Origin of the sequence: Tamlana sedimenti, from assembly GCF_038148895.1 — a bacterium.
Lineage (GTDB): Bacteria > Bacteroidota > Bacteroidia > Flavobacteriales > Flavobacteriaceae > Tamlana.
Genome location: NZ_JBBVGQ010000001.1, coordinates 722,360 through 738,325 on the forward strand (window position 1 = coordinate 722,360; position 15,966 = coordinate 738,325).

Below are 15,966 nucleotides of genomic sequence, written 5' to 3' on the forward strand. Positions count from 1 at the left end.
CCTATTGGTAATCTTTAAATTTAAATGGTTTATTTTTTCACCGGATTTTCTACTCTAAAACCAATATCCGTTATACCCTCCAACTCTTTAATACCATTTACTTTTCCTCTTTCTCTCATGGCGTGCTGAATATTAACCGTGTATTCACCGGACTCATTAAAAACTATGCCCTCTTTATACCACAATTTGTTTTCCTTTATATCGGTATATCCCGTTCCCAAAAGCTTTCCACTAGGCTCAGCCATTCTATACTCTAAAGTGTCTTTTATTGTTTTACCATGTGGAAAAACCATTTCAACAATTAAAAACAAATTATTGTATTTGTATGCATTGGTGTTTCTTAAATTAACAAATAAATTATACTCATTAATAGAATCTGGTGGGTTTACCTTAAAACTTATAATTGAATCTTTGTTCCATTTATTGGGTACTGACTTATACTCATCGAAAACACGGTTAGAATCACATGACACTAATACCGAAAAAACCATTAAAAAAAATAACAGGACTCTATTTTGCTGCATTTTTACTGCTTTGAGGTTTTCTTTTATTGTTTTTTCTTCTTCGGTTTTTGTTTTTATTTTCACCTTGACTCTGGTTATCTCCGGTGTTTTTTGTAGCCTTAGCGTTTTCCTTATTACCTTTCCTTCTATTGTTTCTACGTTTTTTATTCCTTTTTGGACTATCAAAACGAGTTAAACTATCTTGCCCTACAACGTTTTCAAACTCTGTTTTAGTATCTTCTACAACATCTGAAGCATACTCTTCAAGACTCGCAACTTTTTTGTTTTGCTTGTTTAGTTCTATGATTTCACTGGCCTGTTCGGCAGTTATTTTGTGCCAGTTCATCCATTCTCCCTCATAGGCGTACCACATATGCCCTTGAAAAATATCTGTTTTTTGGCAAACGGCTGTTCCCTTTTCTGTTTGTAGTTTTGTTTCCGTTTTAGGAAAATCCTTCAATGCATCCAAATAAGTGTCAAGCTCGTAATTTAAACAGCATTTTAGTTTGCCACATTGCCCGGCCAATTTTTGTGGATTCAATGATAATTGTTGATAACGAGCTGCCGAAGTGCTTACTGAGCGGAAATCCGTTAGCCAAGTAGAACAGCACAATTCACGACCGCAAGAGCCTAATCCGCCAAGCCTCGATGCCTCTTGACGGAAACCTACTTGTTTCATTTCAATACGCGTTCTAAACTCACGAGCAAAAACCTTTATAAGTTCCCTAAAATCAACGCGGTCTTCGGCCGTATAATAAAATGTTGCCTTACTGGCATCACCTTGAAATTCGATATCCGAAATTTTCATTTGAAGCCTCAGGTCTATTGCAAACTGACGTGCTTTAACCTTCATAGGTTCTTCCTTGTCACGAGCCGTTTGCCAAATATCGATGTCTTTTTGGCTGGCTTTTCTGTATATTTTTTGAGCTTCTTCAATGTTTTCTGGTATACTTTTTCGCTTCATTTGAACGCGAACCAATTCCCCCGTAAGGGTAACCATACCAATATCATGGCCCGCTTTTGCTTGCGTTGCCACAACATCTCCGATGCTAAGTGTTAAATTTTCTGAGTTATGGTAGTATTCTTTTCGTCCGTTCTTAAAACGAACCTCAACCCAGTTGAATGGCGTTTCACCATTGGGGAGCGACATGTTTGCCAACCAGTCAAAAACGGTTAACTTATTGCAACTATCTGTACCACAGGTACCGTTATTTTTGCAGCCCTTTGGGGAGCCGTCTTTAGTTGAGCAACTAGCACAAGCCATAATGTTCTTTATATTGAATTCGCTAACAATTAGACTGTTACGAATGACGATTTGTTATTATTTTGATTTGTAAATATAAGATTAATTATTTAGTAAATTAAATGATTAGTATTTTATAAAAAAGTACAACTTTTCTTAAAAAATTTTAATGCTCTTTTGAATGTGTAGTAGATTTTTTATTACCTTTTTACAGTATTGATAGCCATTTAACACATTATAACCAATTTCTTAATTCCTAACGCTCAAAATATGAAATCAAAAGCTATTTTAAAACTTTTTGTCTTACCTCTATTTTATGTCACAATAAGCAATGGGCAAACTCCAAATACACCCATGACGAATGGTGAATATTTTTTTAAAAATGAGGTTGAGTGCGTTACCAATACCCAAAGAAAGGACATAAAGGAAACGCTTAAAGCTAACGTTGATGTCTTACAAAAACACAACAAATTGGCTTTTTCAAAAAAAGATGCATTGGTACACCCATTATTTATTTGGCCTGTAAAAAAAGCCAATCACATAACTTACAATGATGTTTGGAGCGTTTCAAATTATGTAGACCATAACTCAAATTATCCAAATCAGCTAACTGATTATAATTGCGGTACTTCAACCTACGATACTGATTCTGGATACAACCACCAAGGAGTTGATATTTATACCTGGCCATACACATGGAAACTCTTGGACGATGACGGCGCCGAAATCATTGCCGCTGCGGATGGACAAATAATAGGCAAAAACGATGGACAATTTGACAGAAGCTGTAGTTTTAACAGTAACCAATGGAACGCCGTTTACGTTCAACATAATGATGGAAGCATAGCTTGGTATGGACATATGAAAAATGGCTCGTTAACTACAAAAACTGTTGGTGAAATAGTAGTTCAAGGCGAGGTTTTGGGTATCGTTGGAAGTTCTGGAAACTCCACAGGGCCACATTTACATTTTGAAGTTTATACCGACAATACCTATACTCAACTCGTTGACCCTTTTTCGGGAAGCTGCAATAATATGAACTCTGAGTCTTGGTGGGAAAATCAAAAACCTTATATAGACCCAAATATTAATGCATTGATGACCCACAGTAAGGATCCCAACATTTTTCCTGGTTGCCCTACAACCGAAACCACCTATGAGTCTGCTGAATTTGAGGCTGGAGCAACCATTTATTTATCAACATATCTTAGAGATCAGGAAATAGGAAAATCGTTGCATTTGAGAATATTAAGACCAGATAATTCGGCTATGTATGATTGGATTTATCAAACAACTGGAGCTGGGAGCAGTTGGTATTACTATTGGTCCATTGTACCAGATACCATTGGCGAATGGACTTGGGAAGTATCCTATGAAGGTCAGACTTTAAGCTATAACTTTAATGTGAATGAACCATTATCAGTTAACAAAGAAAAAATAAATGTGATGAAAGTATACCCCAATCCTTCAAACAATAATATAAATATTTCTTCTTTGACGAAGGTTGTTAAAATTGACGTAATTTCCATAACGGGAGCATCCGTAATTAGCCTAGAAAATAACCAAGTTGGCATCAATAATTTTAGTATTGAAAGCCTTCAAAAAGGCATCTATTTCTTAGTCTTAGAGGACGTAGACAAAGAAAGAAAAACAATTAAATTGATTAAAGATTAAACAAAAGGCAAGAAATAATCCCGAGTCATTAGAATCAAATAGGGCGATTTAAATATTTTTAACGTCTATAATCTTAACAGGACAGGCTTTGGATGCATTCTCGCAAGCATCTAAAATGGTGTGGTCGTTTGATTTGAGGGTAAAAAAACCTTTTTTTTCCAATCCTTTTAACAAAACGGTTTTTCCATCTTTTTTGGACATTTGGAATTGTTTGGGCGCAAACTCAACACAGTAATTGCAACCAATGCATTTATTTCGTTGTAAAGTGACCACAACCATTAAGCCTCAACTTTGTTTTCTACGATTTTGTATAATTTATCGGAAGGACGAATTCTAAATCCCAATGGAATGGTTACCAAATCGCCCTTACTTCCTTTGGATAATTTTTGGTCGTTTACAAACATCTCATTTATTTCAAGTTCCTTTGCCCCTGTTGTTGGGCCAGTAATTAAAATGGTATCACCAACGGAAATATCGAAAGCTTCAATTTTAAACTCCCCAATTTGAGGTTTAGGAAAATAGTGGGTGCCTTTGCCAATGTACACCTTTTTTTGAGTGGCATGTGAACCCGAACCAGTACTCCATTCACCTAATTTCTGTCCCAAATAATAACCGTTCCAAAATCCGCGATTATACACTTTTTCAAGGTCTTGCATCCAAGAAACCACTTTTTCTTTGTTATAAGTGTTGAGCTCTAAACCGTCAATAGCCTCTCTATAGCACTTAATGACTTTAGCCACATATTCTGGTGCTCTTCCTCTCCCTTCAATTTTTAAAACCTTAATGCCAGCATCGGCTACTTGGTCTAAAATATCAATAGTACACAAGTCTTTTGGAGACATGATGTACTCGTTGTCAATTTCCATTTCAAACCCTGTTTCCTGTTCTATAACCGTGTATTTTTTTCTGCAATTTTGTTTGCAAGCCCCTCTATTGGCAGATGAATTATACGAATGTAAACTCATGTAGCATTTGCCAGAAACCGCCATGCATAGCGCACCATGACCAAAGATTTCAATCTCCACGAGTTTACCTGAAGGTCCTTTTATCTGTTCCTTCTCAATTTGTTCGGTTATCTTTTTAACCTGCCTTAGGCTCAATTCACGGCTCAGCACCATGGTATCGGCGAATAGGGCATAAAACTTTACTGTTTCAATGTTGGTGATGTTTATTTGTGTAGAAATATGCACTTCCATGCCCACTTCCCTGGCAGCCATAATAACCGCCTGATCCATGGCAATAACCGCCGTTATGCCTACTTCCTTGGCCTTATTGATTAATGTTTTTACAATGGAAAGATCATGGTCGTAAATAATCGTATTTAAAGTTAAATACGTTCTTACCTTTTTTGAATTACAGCGTTTAGCTATTTCAGGCAAGTCATCTAAAGTGAAATTTATGGATGCCCTAGCCCGCATGTTCAACTGCTCTACGCCAAAATAAATAGAATCTGCTCCGTTATCTAAAGCTGCCTGCAAAGACTCAAAATTGCCAGCAGGCGCCATTAATTCAATCTTTTGCATCTTAAGCTTCTTCGTTCTTGAAATGGTCAAAAATATTTCTCAAATCCTTTTTGTAGGGTAAATGGTCTGCTCGGCCTTTATTAAAAATATCGTTGCTGTTGCCTTGTCCTTTTCGCATCGCCTTTTGCTCTTCAAATGGAAGCCTGTTTATTTCCATACAGATTGTGGAGCAGCAATTTTCCATTTCAGCTTTACATTTATCACATTGAATAAAAAGTAGATGGCAAGCATCGTTGGCGCAGTTTGTATGCACATCAAAAGGTTCGCCACATTGATGGCATTTTGCAATAATATCATCGCTTATTTTTTCGGCACGCCGTTCGTCAAAAACAAAATTCTTTCCCAAAAACTTATTTTCCAGATTCTGTTCCTTAACCTGTCTTGTATACTCAATAATTCCACCTTCCAACTGAAAAACATTTTTAAATCCTTTATGTTTAAAATAGGCACTGGCCTTTTCGCAACGGATACCACCAGTGCAATACATTACCAGATTTTTATCCTCTTTATGTTCCTTTAAGTCTTCTTCAATAATATTCAAAGATTCTCTAAACGTATCAACATCTGGGGTAACGGCATTTTTAAAATGGCCTATTTCGCTTTCGTAATGGTTTCGCATATCCACCAAAACCGTATTCTCGTCTTCAATAAATTTGTTGAAATCTTCAGCTTTTAGGTGAATGCCTTTATTGGTAACATCAAAGGTGTCATCGTTTAAACCATCGGCAACAATTTTATTTCGAACTTTTACTTTTAACTTTAAAAACGACATATTGTCTTGCTCTACGGCAATATTCAACCGAATGTCCTTTAAAAAATCAATCGTGTCTAAATGTTCTTTAAATTCATTAAACCTGTCGGCTGGAAGTGATAATTGCCCGTTAATGCCTTCTAGGGCCACATAAATTCTGCCTAAAACATCCAAAGTGTTCCAGGTTACGAATAAATGGTCTCTAAATTCATGAGGATTTTTAATTTTAGCGTATTGATAAAAAGAGAGCGTTAATCGATCTTTTCCTGCTTTCTCGATTAATTCTGCCCTTTCTTTCGCGCTTAACTTATTGTACAGTTGCATGCTATACTAATTTTAAGGTTAAAGCTGCGTAATGCAGATGATAAAATATTTTGAGCTGCAAAAGTACAATTTTAAGAGAAAGACACAATTTATTCAACAAAAAAAAGCATCTAAACACTTGTTTTAGATGCCTTTAATAGAGTTAGAGTTAGCTTAATTCAAAAACTCGTTTGGTAAATTTGATAGCAAAATTTTTCCTCTTTTTTAAGTAAGATGCATGTTACACAGAAAGGTTGCGTTACAAGTTTCATTTTTATAGTAAAAACCAATCAAAAAGAGATTTCTATACGACCTATTAATGTTGAAAACTATTATTGTGATATGACAAAAGTTGTAGTACTTTAGCGAGCATAACTTCTGAAAAAAATATTGAAATGAGTAGTGAAAAAGACGCAAAATTAAAAGCATTAAAACTTACGTTAGATAAACTGGACAAGGCTTACGGAAAAGGAACGGTAATGAAAATGAGCGATGCGGCCATTCAAGATGTTGATGCCATTCCTTCCGGATCATTAGGTTTGGATATTGCGTTGGGTGTTGGCGGTTATCCTCGTGGTCGAGTTATTGAAATTTACGGCCCGGAATCTTCAGGTAAAACCACATTGACTTTGCACGCCATAGCCGAAGCCCAAAAAACGGGTGGTATTGCAGCTTTTATTGATGCAGAACATGCCTTTGATCGGTTTTATGCCGAAAAATTGGGTGTTGATATTGAAAACTTAATCATCTCCCAACCTGATAACGGAGAGCAAGCCTTAGAAATTGCCGATAATTTAATCCGTTCTGGGGCTATTGATATTGTAGTGATTGATTCTGTGGCAGCGTTAACTCCAAAAAGTGAAATTGAAGGCGAAATGGGCGACTCCAAAATGGGTCTGCACGCCCGATTAATGTCGCAAGCCCTAAGAAAGTTAACGGCATCCATCAGCAAAACCAACTGTACGGTTATTTTCATTAACCAATTACGCGAAAAAATTGGTGTTATGTTTGGCAACCCTGAAACTACAACGGGTGGAAATGCACTAAAATTCTATGCTTCGGTTCGCTTGGATATTCGCAGGTCTACCCAAATAAAGGAAACAAGTGGCGAAGTTTCTGGTAACAAAACCCGAGTAAAAGTGGTGAAGAACAAGGTTGCCCCTCCATTTAAAACTGCCGAATTTGACATCATGTATGGCGAAGGCGTAAGTAAAGTTGGTGAAATTTTAGATCTTGCCGTGGAATATGACATCATCAAGAAAAGTGGTTCATGGTTTAGTTACGATGAAACCAAACTTGGCCAAGGGCGCGATGCGGTTAAAGCCCTAATTAAGGATAATCCAGAACTCATGGATGAACTAGAGGAAAAGGTTAGAAAAGCTGTTTCTAAAAAATAATTTCAAAATCCCGTCAAAAACGGGATTTTTTATTTCCCATTACTAGTAACCCACTCTTTTTTAAACCATTAAATCCTAAAGTTTCTTTCATTTCATACGCAACCTTTTAACTTTTTGGGCATCTACTTAGTGCAAACATGTATTTAAACCCCAATATCTTTGCTATGAAAAAATTTGCTTTACTTTGTTTAACGCTCTTGTTTCTATCCTCATGTAGTATTGATGACGACGGAACGAGTTATAGTTTTGAGGTATTACCAGTTGAAAGTGTAGACATTCCTGATGAGTTCATTATGGGCGAAACCTATCCCATTACAGTTTCTTATTATAGGCCGTCTACATGCCACAGGTTTAAGGAGTTTTATTATTTTAAAGAAAATAATCAACGTACCGTTGCTCCTATAAATTATGTTTTTGACAGTAACAATTGCGAAACCTTAGAAAATGTTTTAACAGAAGCTACGTTTAATTTTATAGTAACCAGCAATGGCTCCTATATTTTTAAATTTTGGCAAGGCGAAAATGAAGAGGGTGTATCTCAATATTTAACCATTGAGGTCCCCGTTGTAGAGTAAAAGGTGAGTTTTAATTAATACATGTTTAATTTGAGTTTGAACCAACTCATAGAAAATTGTAAAGTTGAAAATACTCAGGCACAAAGCGAATTATACAAACTTTTTTCAAGTAAGTTGTTTGCGGTGTGCTTAAAGTATTCACGGAACTATGCCGAAGCTGAAGATAATTTGCAAGACGCATTTTTAACAATTTTTGAAAAAATTGAACAGTATAAACACAAAGGTTCTTTTGAAGGCTGGATGAAACGTATTGCTGTAAACACGGTTTTACAACGTTACCGGAATGAAAAAGTTTTTGATATAATTAATGAAGATGCTATTGAGGATGTTGAGTTGGAGGTTGATGAAGATGCCATTTCCATTGATTATCTATTAAAGTTAATTCAAGAATTGCCTGATAGATACCGTTTGGTTTTTAACCTATATGTGCTTGACGGCTATTCTCATAAAGAAATAGCAGAAATGATAGATATTACTGTGGGCACCTCAAAATCCAACTTAGCCAGGGCGAGGCAGATTTTGAAGCAAACCATTGAAACCGATAGAATAAAAGAACGTTCAAAATCATTATAATGAGCGATAAAAAACACATAGACAGATTATTTCAGGAGAGCTTCAAAGATTTTGAAGTTAAACCTAGCGATGCTGTTTGGAAAAATATAGAAGCCCAACTTAACCAGAAAAAGAAAAAACATCGTGTTATCCCAATTTGGTGGCGCTATGCTGGCGTTGCGGCTTTACTTCTTTTGTTTTTGACCTTAGGCAGGCTATATCTTAATGGCTCTGGTGATATCCCTACCAATCAGGTTGTAGATACTGAAGAAAATGCTCCTAATACTAATCAGGTAAGAGAAACGCTACCGATAAATGATAACGTAGGCGAAAACGACGTTTTGATAACGAATACGAATGATTCTGAAGAAAATATTGAAAACACCAAATCAAATCTTTTGGTGCCTTCAAATTCCAATTCTATTGCTGAAACTTCATCTTCCAAAGTAGAAAATGAAAGTAAAGCGCCTTTGCGCTCAAATTTAAAACTGAATTCAAAAGATAAAATCTTAGGTTCTGATGACAATCAAACTTTAGCCAATATTTCCAACAAAGAAACTGAAGGCCAAACACTTCAAAATAATTTAGTGGACAAATCAAAAATAATCGTTTCCAACGAAGGTGGTGAAGACACTGAAAATATTTTGATTGACTCAGAAAAAGCTAAAAATATCATCAATAATTCCTCAGGAAATAACACAGAAATTGCCAAAACAAATGATGAAGTTACCCAAGAAAATGTTGTTAAAAACAATTTAACCATTGAAGAAGCTGTTGATATAAACAAAGACCTTTTGACCGAAGAAAAAGCCATCGCAAACAACAGATGGAGTATAGCGCCAAATGCTGCACCCGTTTATTTTAATACGCTTGGCGAAGGGTCGTCCATTGACCCGCAGTTCAACAACAACTCCAAAACGGGAGAACTTAATATGAGCTATGGCATTACAGCCAGTTACGCGTTAAATGATAAAATTAAAGTGCGGTCTGGTATTAATAAAGTGAATTTGGGCTACAACACAAACGATATTATAACATATCAATCTGTTGGTTTAAGTAGCAGTAGCAATGCTTTGCAAAATGTAAATGGTAGCACATCAGAGATCTCAGTTGTAAGTTCAGAAGTTTTGGCTTCTGGAAATGTGCCGCAATCCTTATTTACATCAAACACAACCATAAACCAAGCTTTTGGATATATTGAAGTGCCTTTGGAAATTCAATATACGGTTCTGGACAAAAAGTTAGGCTTGAATATAATAGGTGGTTTTAGCTCATTCTTTTTGGATAAGAACGAGATATATTCTAAAACGGCAAACGGACCACAAATTCTTTTAGGTGAAGCAAACAACATTAATAAAATGAGTTATAGTGCCAATTTTGGTTTGGGTTTAAACTATCAAATCTCTAAAAAATTTGATTTGAATTTAGAGCCCATGTTTAAATATCAATTCAACACGTTTAACAATACCTCAGGTAATTTTACACCATTTTTTATAGGCGTTTACACGGGGTTTGCTATTAAATTCTAGGTTTTTGGTTAGATCTGGTTATTGGCTTTCATTTAAGCTCGAAAGCTAATATCGAAAAAAAGCTGCTCGACCCCTCGGGCAGTTTTTTTTGTATATCATCCATTGGAATGATTGTTGAATTCTTGCAGTTGCCCTAAAATAATATCTCTGGCTTTTTCATTTATAGCTCGCGTATTTTCAATAATCAACCCTTTGGTTGATAAAAACCTATGAATTTTTACGCGCATCTTTCCTGGGCCTCCGCTAAAAAAAGTATACGAAAAACGCTTTTTATTGTCGGCCAATGTAATGGGTACAATTGGTATTTGATGGTTTATGGCCAACCTAAATGCACCATCCTTAAACTCATCCAACTCAATATGTTCTTCAGGAACACCTCCTTCGGGAAAAATACAGATACTCAGCCCCGACTGCAATCGGCGTTGTGCTCTTAAAAAAACAGCTTTTCTACTTTTCTCTGAACTTCTATCAACCAAAATGCAGGTCCGTTTATAAAAAAAGCCGAAAAGTGGAATTTTGGCCAATTCCTTTTTCCCAACAAAAACAAAAGGATTTTCAATAGAAACCAACATCAGCATAATGTCTGCCATAGAGGTATGGTTAGCTATAAACATATAGCTTTTGTCTTTCTCAGGAATTTCCTCTTGCTCAATTTTACAAACAAAACCCATTCCCAGCAAAATGAACTTAGCCCAAAATCTTGCCAATTTAAAAAAGAAAGGGTACCAAGATTCTTTTAAAATGGAAACTAAAAGTATGGGGAAAAGAAATATAATGGGCAATGCCACCAGAATGTAAAACCAGATGCGGTAAAGTGTCCAAAGTATATATTTTACAAACTTCATGCACTCAAAAATACTATTATAAATTGATTATCTTTAATTCATAATAACTTTAAAATTATTTAATTATGAGTTTGCTTTATTCTTTGCTAGTAGGTGCAATTGCTGGCTGGTTGGCCGGAAAGATAATGAAAGGTGGTGGTTTTGGTCTAGTGTTAAATATCGTTATTGGTATTTTTGGTGGCTTAGTAGGAAATTGGCTTTTTGGTGTGTTGGGAATTTCAATTTCAGACGGAATAATTGGTGATATTTTAACGGGGGCCATAGGCGCGTCCATCATCTTGTTTGTGGCTGGACTGTTTAAAAAGTAATCTTTTTTAATATTTATGATGAAAGTGGCATAAGCCACTTTTTTTATTGTCCAACTTATCTTTAAATTTGTCCCTTATTAAAAATTTATGGCAAGAATATTAACAGGCATTCAAAGCACGGGAACACCACACTTAGGAAATATTTTAGGAGCAATAATGCCAGCAATAAACATGGCCAATAATCCTGAAAACGATTCGTATTTGTTTATTGCAAACCTGCACACCTTAACACAAATTAAGGATGCTGATGTTTTGCGTGAAAACACCTATTCTACCGCGGCTACTTGGTTGGCCTTTGGTTTGGATATTGAAAAAACGGTGTTTTACAGACAAAGTGATATTCCGCAAGTAACTGAACTGTCTTGGTATTTAAGCTGCTTTTTTCCTTACCAACGCCTTACTTTGGCCCATAGCTTTAAGGATAAAGCTGATAGATTGGAAGATGTAAATTCTGGGCTTTTCACGTACCCAATGCTGATGGCTGCAGATATTTTATTATACGACGCCGAAATTATTCCCGTAGGGAAAGACCAATTGCAACATATTGAAATGACCCGTGATGTAGCCTCGCGTTTTCATGCTAAAATGGGAAAAACTTTTGTAATGCCCGAAGGAAAAATTCAAGAAAATACGATGCTTATTCCAGGAACCGACGGCGAAAAAATGAGTAAAAGTAGAGATAACATCATCAATATATTTCTTCCCGATAAAAAATTACGCAAGCAAATAATGGGTATTCAAACCGATAGCACACCTCTTGAAGACCCAAAAGATTGGAAAACTTGTAATTGTTTTGCGCTTTACAGTTTGTTGGCTAATGACAAGCAAATTGAAACCATGAAAACCAATTATGAAAATGGTGGTTATGGCTACGGACATGCCAAACAGGCTTTATTTGAATTAATTGTTAAAACCTTTGCTACACAACGTGAACGTTACAATTATTATATGGAAAACCAAGCTGAAATTGATGCTGCCCTTGCAGTGGGCGCTGAAAAAGCAATGTTGGTTGCTGATGATGTATTGAAACGTGTTAGGGAAAAGGTTGGATATTAGTTAGGTTCAGCAATCCATAAATCAAAATTATATGATTTTGATTCCACCCTCCAAGTTGCATTTCCATCTTCTAAATCAAGATAATTATCTTGAGAGACCCTGACTGAGCCAATCCTTATATATTCTTTTGTTAATTCAACTATATCTAAAAGAAGCGTTTCTTTACCCTGTATTACAACCATGGGCTTGGATTTGAATACTGGCAACTCTTCACCATAAATTGTTTTCAAATCTTTAAAGTACAACATAAAAGCTTCTTGTATAACCGGATTACCTACTTGTCTTTTTGGAAACTCAATATCCCTTACAACATATACTTTGGTTGTATATTTTATAGATTCATTATGTTGATTTAGCTTGTTATTTATAATCCTAAATTTCTGATTAATATCTGCAAGATTTTCAACCGATTCACCCTCTTCCATTTTTAATAATTCAACACTTTTTTCATAATCGGATATAACATTCCCAAGGCTGTCAATTTTATCATTTTGTATTTTAAATTTTTTAGTAAAATCTTCCTCTAAATTTTCAGATATACTATTGTAGCTGTTAAAACCTAAAAACGTAACTATAAATATGAGTATTGCTGAAACTGCTTTTAGTAGATTGATATTATACTTTAACTCAAAGTACTTTTCATCAGGCAGTTCCTTTTTCTTTTTACCAATATTTTTAAATATTTTCCAAAGAAAAAACACATCTGACATTATCAATATCAGTATGATAATTAACATGATTGATATAAAAGTATTCATGCGTTTTTAATTTGAAAGAAAAGTACAATAAAATTATGAGATTCCTGCCTTCGCAGAAATGACAGTATTAAACTACCTCAAATAATTTTCCAGGTAAAGGCCTAACAACCCCTTTTAATTCCATATTTAATAACACACTGGCCACTTTGAAAATGGGCATTTTGCAATTTATGGCAATCATATCTAATTGTTCCTTCTCGTTTTCCTTTAGGTAGTTATAAATCACTTTTTCTGTGCTATCTAACTCCACAAATAATTGTTTTTGTACAACTGGTTTTTCATTTGTTTCAAGTTCCCAGTTTAAAATGTAAGGTACATCAAAAGGCGTGGTAAGCATATGTGCCTTTTGGTGTTTTACTAAATTGTTACAGCCTTCACTTTGGCTATCGGTGGTTCTTCCGGGTACGGCAAATACATCGCGGTTGTATGAGTTTGCAATATCGGCCGTAACCAAACTTCCGCCTTTTTCAGCAGATTCAATGACAATAGTAGCTTCACTTATACCAGCAATAATACGATTCCGTTTTAAAAAATTGTTTCTATCAAATTGGTCGGTACTCCAAAAATCTGTTAAAAACCCTCCGTTCCTTTCGGTGTCTGTCATATACTTTTTATGCACTTTAGGATAAATTTGATTCAATCCGTGCGCTAAACAACCAATGGTTTGCAAATTGTTTTTTATCGCTGCTTTATGTGCGGCTATATCGGTTCCGTACGCAAAACCCGAAACAATAACCGGATTGTACGGCTCTAGTTGCTCTATTAAATTTTCGCAAAAAGCAATACCACTGGTGGTAATTTTTCTTGTGCCCACAATACTGATGATGCGTTGCTTTTCAATATTAATATTCCCCGTTTGAAACAACAAAATGGGGCCATCAATACAATGCCTCAGCTTTTCTGGATATTGATTATCTTGAAAATAGGAAACCTTAATATTATTTGCTTTGATAAAGGCTATTTCATTTTCAGCTTCCTTTATATGATTTGGTTTAAATAATTCGCTTATGGTAATATTGCCAATACCATCAATTTTAAGAAGATTATGCTTCTTTTCCATTAAAACAGCTTCGGCCGACCCACAATGTGAAATCAACTTTTTGGCAGTTATGTCACCAATATTTGGTACATGCTGCAAGGCCAAAGTAAAAAGCAAATCATTTTCCGTCATGCTATACAATTGATTTTTAAGCTGCAATAAAAGAATTTTTACAGTGTTAATAAATACTTGTATCTAAATTTTCAAAAAAAACATAATTTTTTAACTTTGTTTTCATGCAACTAGAAACCTACATTAGCGACCTACTTTACAGATACGAGTGCGTTACCATCCCAAAGTTTGGTGCGTTTTTAACACAGCGCGTATCGGCCACAATTGATGACGATTCCAATACATTTTATGCACCAAAAAAAGTGGTGTCGTTCAATGAGCAAATCCAAAAAAACGATGGCTTATTGGCCCATTATATTGCCGATGTAGAAAAAATCCCTTTTGAAGCCGCCAACAAAAAAATTGAAAAACGGGTTAAACTTCTAAAATCATATTTAACGCAAGGTGAAACCTTAACCTTCAAAAACATTGGCGATATTGTTTTTAACAATGAAGGTAAAATTTTGTTCGAACCTACTTATCAGTTAAACTATCTGACAGATGCATTTGGATTGTCTCAATTTGAATCACCTGCAATATCTAGGGAAGAGCATAAAGAAGTTGCTGAAGGTCTTGAAAAGGTCGTGCCTATTGCCGTAACTTATGAAAAGCGAAAAAGCAAATCTTATTTAAAGTATGCTGCAGTAGCTTTAGTTGCATTAACTTTAGGAGGATTTGCAGCTTCAAATTATTATGCCAATCAAATTGAAAAGCACAACCAACTGGCTCAAGAGGAAGCTGAAAAACAGCTTGACTCAAAAATTCAACAGGCTACTTTTAGCCTGAATCCGCTTCCTGCCATTACTTTAAATGTTACCAAACAAACTGGCAACTACCACATTGTTGCTGGAGCTTTTAGAATTGAGGCTAATTGCGATAAAAAAGTATCTCAGCTTAAAGCTGAAGGATTCAGTGCAAGAAAAATTGGTGCGAATAAATATGGGCTTCATGAAGTGGTTTATTCCAGCTACGAAAATCGTCTTGAAGCATTAAAAGCGCTTAGAGATATTAAGAAAAACCATAACAGTGATGCTTGGTTGTTGGTTAAGAAGTTAGATTGATTATAAATCCATTTATCTCCCATAATTCTTAACAAAATCGCAAATTCCTTTTACCTTTGCGGCATTAAAACACAATAAGATGCAAGCGAGGACTCCAGAACAAAGCAAAACCATTTTAACCGATATGGTTTTACCCGGTGAAACCAACCCTTTAAACAATTTGTTTGGTGGTGAATTATTGGCCCGTATGGATCGTGCAGCAAGTATTTCTGCCCGTCGCCATAGCAGACGTATTGTAGTAACTGCTTCCGTAAACCATGTGGCTTTTAGTCGTGCCGTACCATTGGGAAGTGTTGTAACTGTTGAAGCTAAAGTGTCGAGAGCTTTTAAAACTTCTATTGAAGTGTACATTGATGTTTGGATAGAAGACCGTGAATCTGGCAATAAAACAAAAGCCAACGAAGCCATTTATACGTTTGTAGCTGTAGATGATACCGGCAAACCCGTTGTGGTACCTGAAGTGCTTCCTGAAACGGATTTAGAAAAAGAACGCTATGCCGCTGCTTTGCGCCGTAAACAATTGAGTTTGTTGCTGGCGGGGAAAATAAAGCCTTCTGAGGCTAGTGAGTTGAAAGCTTTGTTTGTTTAAAAACCGTTGCGAAGAGGTAGTTTGCACTGAGCAGAGTCGAAGTGTGGCAACCTTTGCTATTGAAAACAATTATTTTAATTTAAACAGATTCTCACGTCGTTCCTTAGTCACTCCTCAGAATGACGAAAGGAATTAAAGAAGTTTTTTAT

17 protein-coding genes are annotated in these 15,966 nt (G+C 35.6%); 9 read left to right on the top strand and 8 right to left on the bottom strand.

Annotation, left to right across the window (positions count from 1 at the left end):
* Positions 1-29: 29 nt before the first annotated feature.
* Together WJN01_RS03160 and WJN01_RS03165 are read right to left on the bottom strand one after the other, a co-directional pair.
* Positions 30-524 carry a gliding motility lipoprotein GldH gene (locus WJN01_RS03160; protein WP_445195707.1) on the bottom strand — a complete coding sequence of 165 codons (495 nt, stop codon included), beginning with the start codon at positions 522-524 and terminating at the stop codon, positions 30-32.
* Complete coding sequence (locus WJN01_RS03165; protein ID WP_445195708.1) at positions 511-1,767, bottom strand: PSP1 domain-containing protein; 1,257 nt, start codon at positions 1,765-1,767, stop codon at positions 511-513. The genes WJN01_RS03160 and WJN01_RS03165 overlap by 14 nt, the downstream gene beginning before the upstream one ends.
* A 249-nt stretch (positions 1,768-2,016) precedes the next feature.
* On the opposite strand from WJN01_RS03165, the gene WJN01_RS03170 reads away from it, so the two are divergent.
* Complete coding sequence (locus WJN01_RS03170) at positions 2,017-3,420, top strand: M23 family metallopeptidase (RefSeq protein WP_445195709.1); 1,404 nt, start codon at positions 2,017-2,019, stop codon at positions 3,418-3,420.
* Between the two features lie 48 nt (positions 3,421-3,468).
* Here WJN01_RS03170 and WJN01_RS03175 read toward each other — a convergent pair whose 3' ends face one another.
* From WJN01_RS03175 to trhO, 3 genes are read right to left on the bottom strand one after another with little or no spacing between them, the layout of a single operon-like run.
* Positions 3,469-3,699 carry a ferredoxin gene (locus WJN01_RS03175; protein WP_445195710.1) on the bottom strand — a complete coding sequence of 77 codons (231 nt, stop codon included), beginning with the start codon at positions 3,697-3,699 and terminating at the stop codon, positions 3,469-3,471.
* Positions 3,699-4,943 carry a peptidase U32 family protein gene (locus WJN01_RS03180; protein ID WP_445195711.1) on the bottom strand — a complete coding sequence of 415 codons (1,245 nt, stop codon included), beginning with the start codon at positions 4,941-4,943 and terminating at the stop codon, positions 3,699-3,701. The genes WJN01_RS03175 and WJN01_RS03180 overlap by 1 nt, the downstream gene beginning before the upstream one ends.
* 1 nt (position 4,944) lies before the next feature.
* The gene (gene trhO / locus WJN01_RS03185; RefSeq protein ID WP_445195712.1) at positions 4,945-6,018 is read right to left on the bottom strand and encodes an oxygen-dependent tRNA uridine(34) hydroxylase TrhO; all 1,074 of its coding nucleotides are present in this window, start codon (positions 6,016-6,018) and stop codon (positions 4,945-4,947) included.
* A gap of 374 nt (positions 6,019-6,392) precedes the next feature.
* Here trhO and recA point away from each other — a divergent pair, with 374 nt between their 5' ends.
* From recA to WJN01_RS03205, 4 genes are all read left to right on the top strand, one after another.
* Complete coding sequence (recA, locus tag WJN01_RS03190; protein WP_445195713.1) at positions 6,393-7,394, top strand: recombinase RecA; 1,002 nt, start codon at positions 6,393-6,395, stop codon at positions 7,392-7,394.
* A 164-nt stretch (positions 7,395-7,558) separates the two neighbouring features.
* The gene (locus WJN01_RS03195; protein WP_445195714.1) at positions 7,559-7,969 is read left to right on the top strand and encodes a hypothetical protein; all 411 of its coding nucleotides are present in this window, start codon (positions 7,559-7,561) and stop codon (positions 7,967-7,969) included.
* Between the two features lie 30 nt (positions 7,970-7,999).
* Complete coding sequence (locus tag WJN01_RS03200; RefSeq protein ID WP_445196290.1) at positions 8,000-8,542, top strand: RNA polymerase sigma factor; 543 nt, start codon at positions 8,000-8,002, stop codon at positions 8,540-8,542.
* Positions 8,542-10,050 (top strand): hypothetical protein, encoded by a 1,509-nt coding sequence (locus tag WJN01_RS03205; protein ID WP_445195715.1) that lies wholly within the window; start codon positions 8,542-8,544, stop codon positions 10,048-10,050. Before WJN01_RS03200 ends, WJN01_RS03205 begins: the two co-directional genes overlap by 1 nt.
* Positions 10,051-10,145: 95 nt before the next feature.
* Here the strand turns inward: WJN01_RS03205 and WJN01_RS03210 are convergent, their stop codons facing one another.
* Positions 10,146-10,895 carry a lysophospholipid acyltransferase family protein gene (locus tag WJN01_RS03210; RefSeq protein WP_445195716.1) on the bottom strand — a complete coding sequence of 250 codons (750 nt, stop codon included), beginning with the start codon at positions 10,893-10,895 and terminating at the stop codon, positions 10,146-10,148.
* 65 nt (positions 10,896-10,960) lie between these two features.
* On the opposite strand from WJN01_RS03210, the gene WJN01_RS03215 reads away from it, so the two are divergent.
* Together WJN01_RS03215 and trpS are read left to right on the top strand one after the other, a co-directional pair.
* Positions 10,961-11,203, top strand: a complete 243-nt coding sequence (locus WJN01_RS03215) for a GlsB/YeaQ/YmgE family stress response membrane protein (RefSeq protein ID WP_445195717.1) — start codon at positions 10,961-10,963, stop codon at positions 11,201-11,203.
* An 87-nt stretch (positions 11,204-11,290) separates the two neighbouring features.
* A complete protein-coding gene (trpS, locus tag WJN01_RS03220) occupies positions 11,291-12,259 on the top strand; it encodes a tryptophan--tRNA ligase (RefSeq protein ID WP_445195718.1) in 969 nt (322 codons plus the stop codon).
* Here the strand turns inward: trpS and WJN01_RS03225 are convergent.
* The gene (locus WJN01_RS03225; RefSeq protein ID WP_445195719.1) at positions 12,256-13,017 is read right to left on the bottom strand and encodes a hypothetical protein; all 762 of its coding nucleotides are present in this window, start codon (positions 13,015-13,017) and stop codon (positions 12,256-12,258) included. The two genes, trpS and WJN01_RS03225, sit on opposite strands and share 4 nt — an antisense overlap.
* A 67-nt stretch (positions 13,018-13,084) precedes the next feature.
* The gene (dprA, locus tag WJN01_RS03230; RefSeq protein WP_445195720.1) at positions 13,085-14,188 is read right to left on the bottom strand and encodes a DNA-processing protein DprA; all 1,104 of its coding nucleotides are present in this window, start codon (positions 14,186-14,188) and stop codon (positions 13,085-13,087) included.
* A gap of 104 nt (positions 14,189-14,292) precedes the next feature.
* Here dprA and WJN01_RS03235 point away from each other — a divergent pair, with 104 nt between their 5' ends.
* Positions 14,293-15,228: an HU domain-containing protein gene (locus WJN01_RS03235; RefSeq protein WP_445195721.1), complete on the top strand. Its 936-nt coding sequence runs from the start codon at positions 14,293-14,295 to the stop codon at positions 15,226-15,228.
* Between the two features lie 79 nt (positions 15,229-15,307).
* Positions 15,308-15,817: an acyl-CoA thioesterase gene (locus WJN01_RS03240; RefSeq protein WP_445195722.1), complete on the top strand. Its 510-nt coding sequence runs from the start codon at positions 15,308-15,310 to the stop codon at positions 15,815-15,817.
* Positions 15,818-15,966: the final 149 nt, after the last annotated feature.

Excerpts from the sequence above, each read along its gene's own strand:
- WJN01_RS03160 (WP_445195707.1), bottom strand. The coding sequence starts at position 524 with ATGCAGCAAAATAGAGTCCTGTTATTTTTTTTAATGGTTTTTTCGGTA.
- WJN01_RS03165 (WP_445195708.1), bottom strand. The coding sequence starts at position 1,767 with ATGGCTTGTGCTAGTTGCTCAACTAAAGACGGCTCCCCAAAGGGCTGC.
- WJN01_RS03170 (WP_445195709.1), top strand. The coding sequence starts at position 2,017 with ATGAAATCAAAAGCTATTTTAAAACTTTTTGTCTTACCTCTATTTTAT.
- WJN01_RS03175 (WP_445195710.1), bottom strand. The coding sequence starts at position 3,699 with ATGGTTGTGGTCACTTTACAACGAAATAAATGCATTGGTTGCAATTAC.
- WJN01_RS03180 (WP_445195711.1), bottom strand. The coding sequence starts at position 4,943 with ATGCAAAAGATTGAATTAATGGCGCCTGCTGGCAATTTTGAGTCTTTG.
- trhO (WP_445195712.1), bottom strand. The coding sequence starts at position 6,018 with ATGCAACTGTACAATAAGTTAAGCGCGAAAGAAAGGGCAGAATTAATC.
- recA (WP_445195713.1), top strand. The coding sequence starts at position 6,393 with ATGAGTAGTGAAAAAGACGCAAAATTAAAAGCATTAAAACTTACGTTA.
- WJN01_RS03195 (WP_445195714.1), top strand. The coding sequence starts at position 7,559 with ATGAAAAAATTTGCTTTACTTTGTTTAACGCTCTTGTTTCTATCCTCA.
- WJN01_RS03205 (WP_445195715.1), top strand. The coding sequence starts at position 8,542 with ATGAGCGATAAAAAACACATAGACAGATTATTTCAGGAGAGCTTCAAA.
- WJN01_RS03210 (WP_445195716.1), bottom strand. The coding sequence starts at position 10,895 with ATGAAGTTTGTAAAATATATACTTTGGACACTTTACCGCATCTGGTTT.
- WJN01_RS03215 (WP_445195717.1), top strand. The coding sequence starts at position 10,961 with ATGAGTTTGCTTTATTCTTTGCTAGTAGGTGCAATTGCTGGCTGGTTG.
- trpS (WP_445195718.1), top strand. The coding sequence starts at position 11,291 with ATGGCAAGAATATTAACAGGCATTCAAAGCACGGGAACACCACACTTA.
- WJN01_RS03225 (WP_445195719.1), bottom strand. The coding sequence starts at position 13,017 with ATGAATACTTTTATATCAATCATGTTAATTATCATACTGATATTGATA.
- dprA (WP_445195720.1), bottom strand. The coding sequence starts at position 14,188 with ATGACGGAAAATGATTTGCTTTTTACTTTGGCCTTGCAGCATGTACCA.
- WJN01_RS03235 (WP_445195721.1), top strand. The coding sequence starts at position 14,293 with ATGCAACTAGAAACCTACATTAGCGACCTACTTTACAGATACGAGTGC.
- WJN01_RS03240 (WP_445195722.1), top strand. The coding sequence starts at position 15,308 with ATGCAAGCGAGGACTCCAGAACAAAGCAAAACCATTTTAACCGATATG.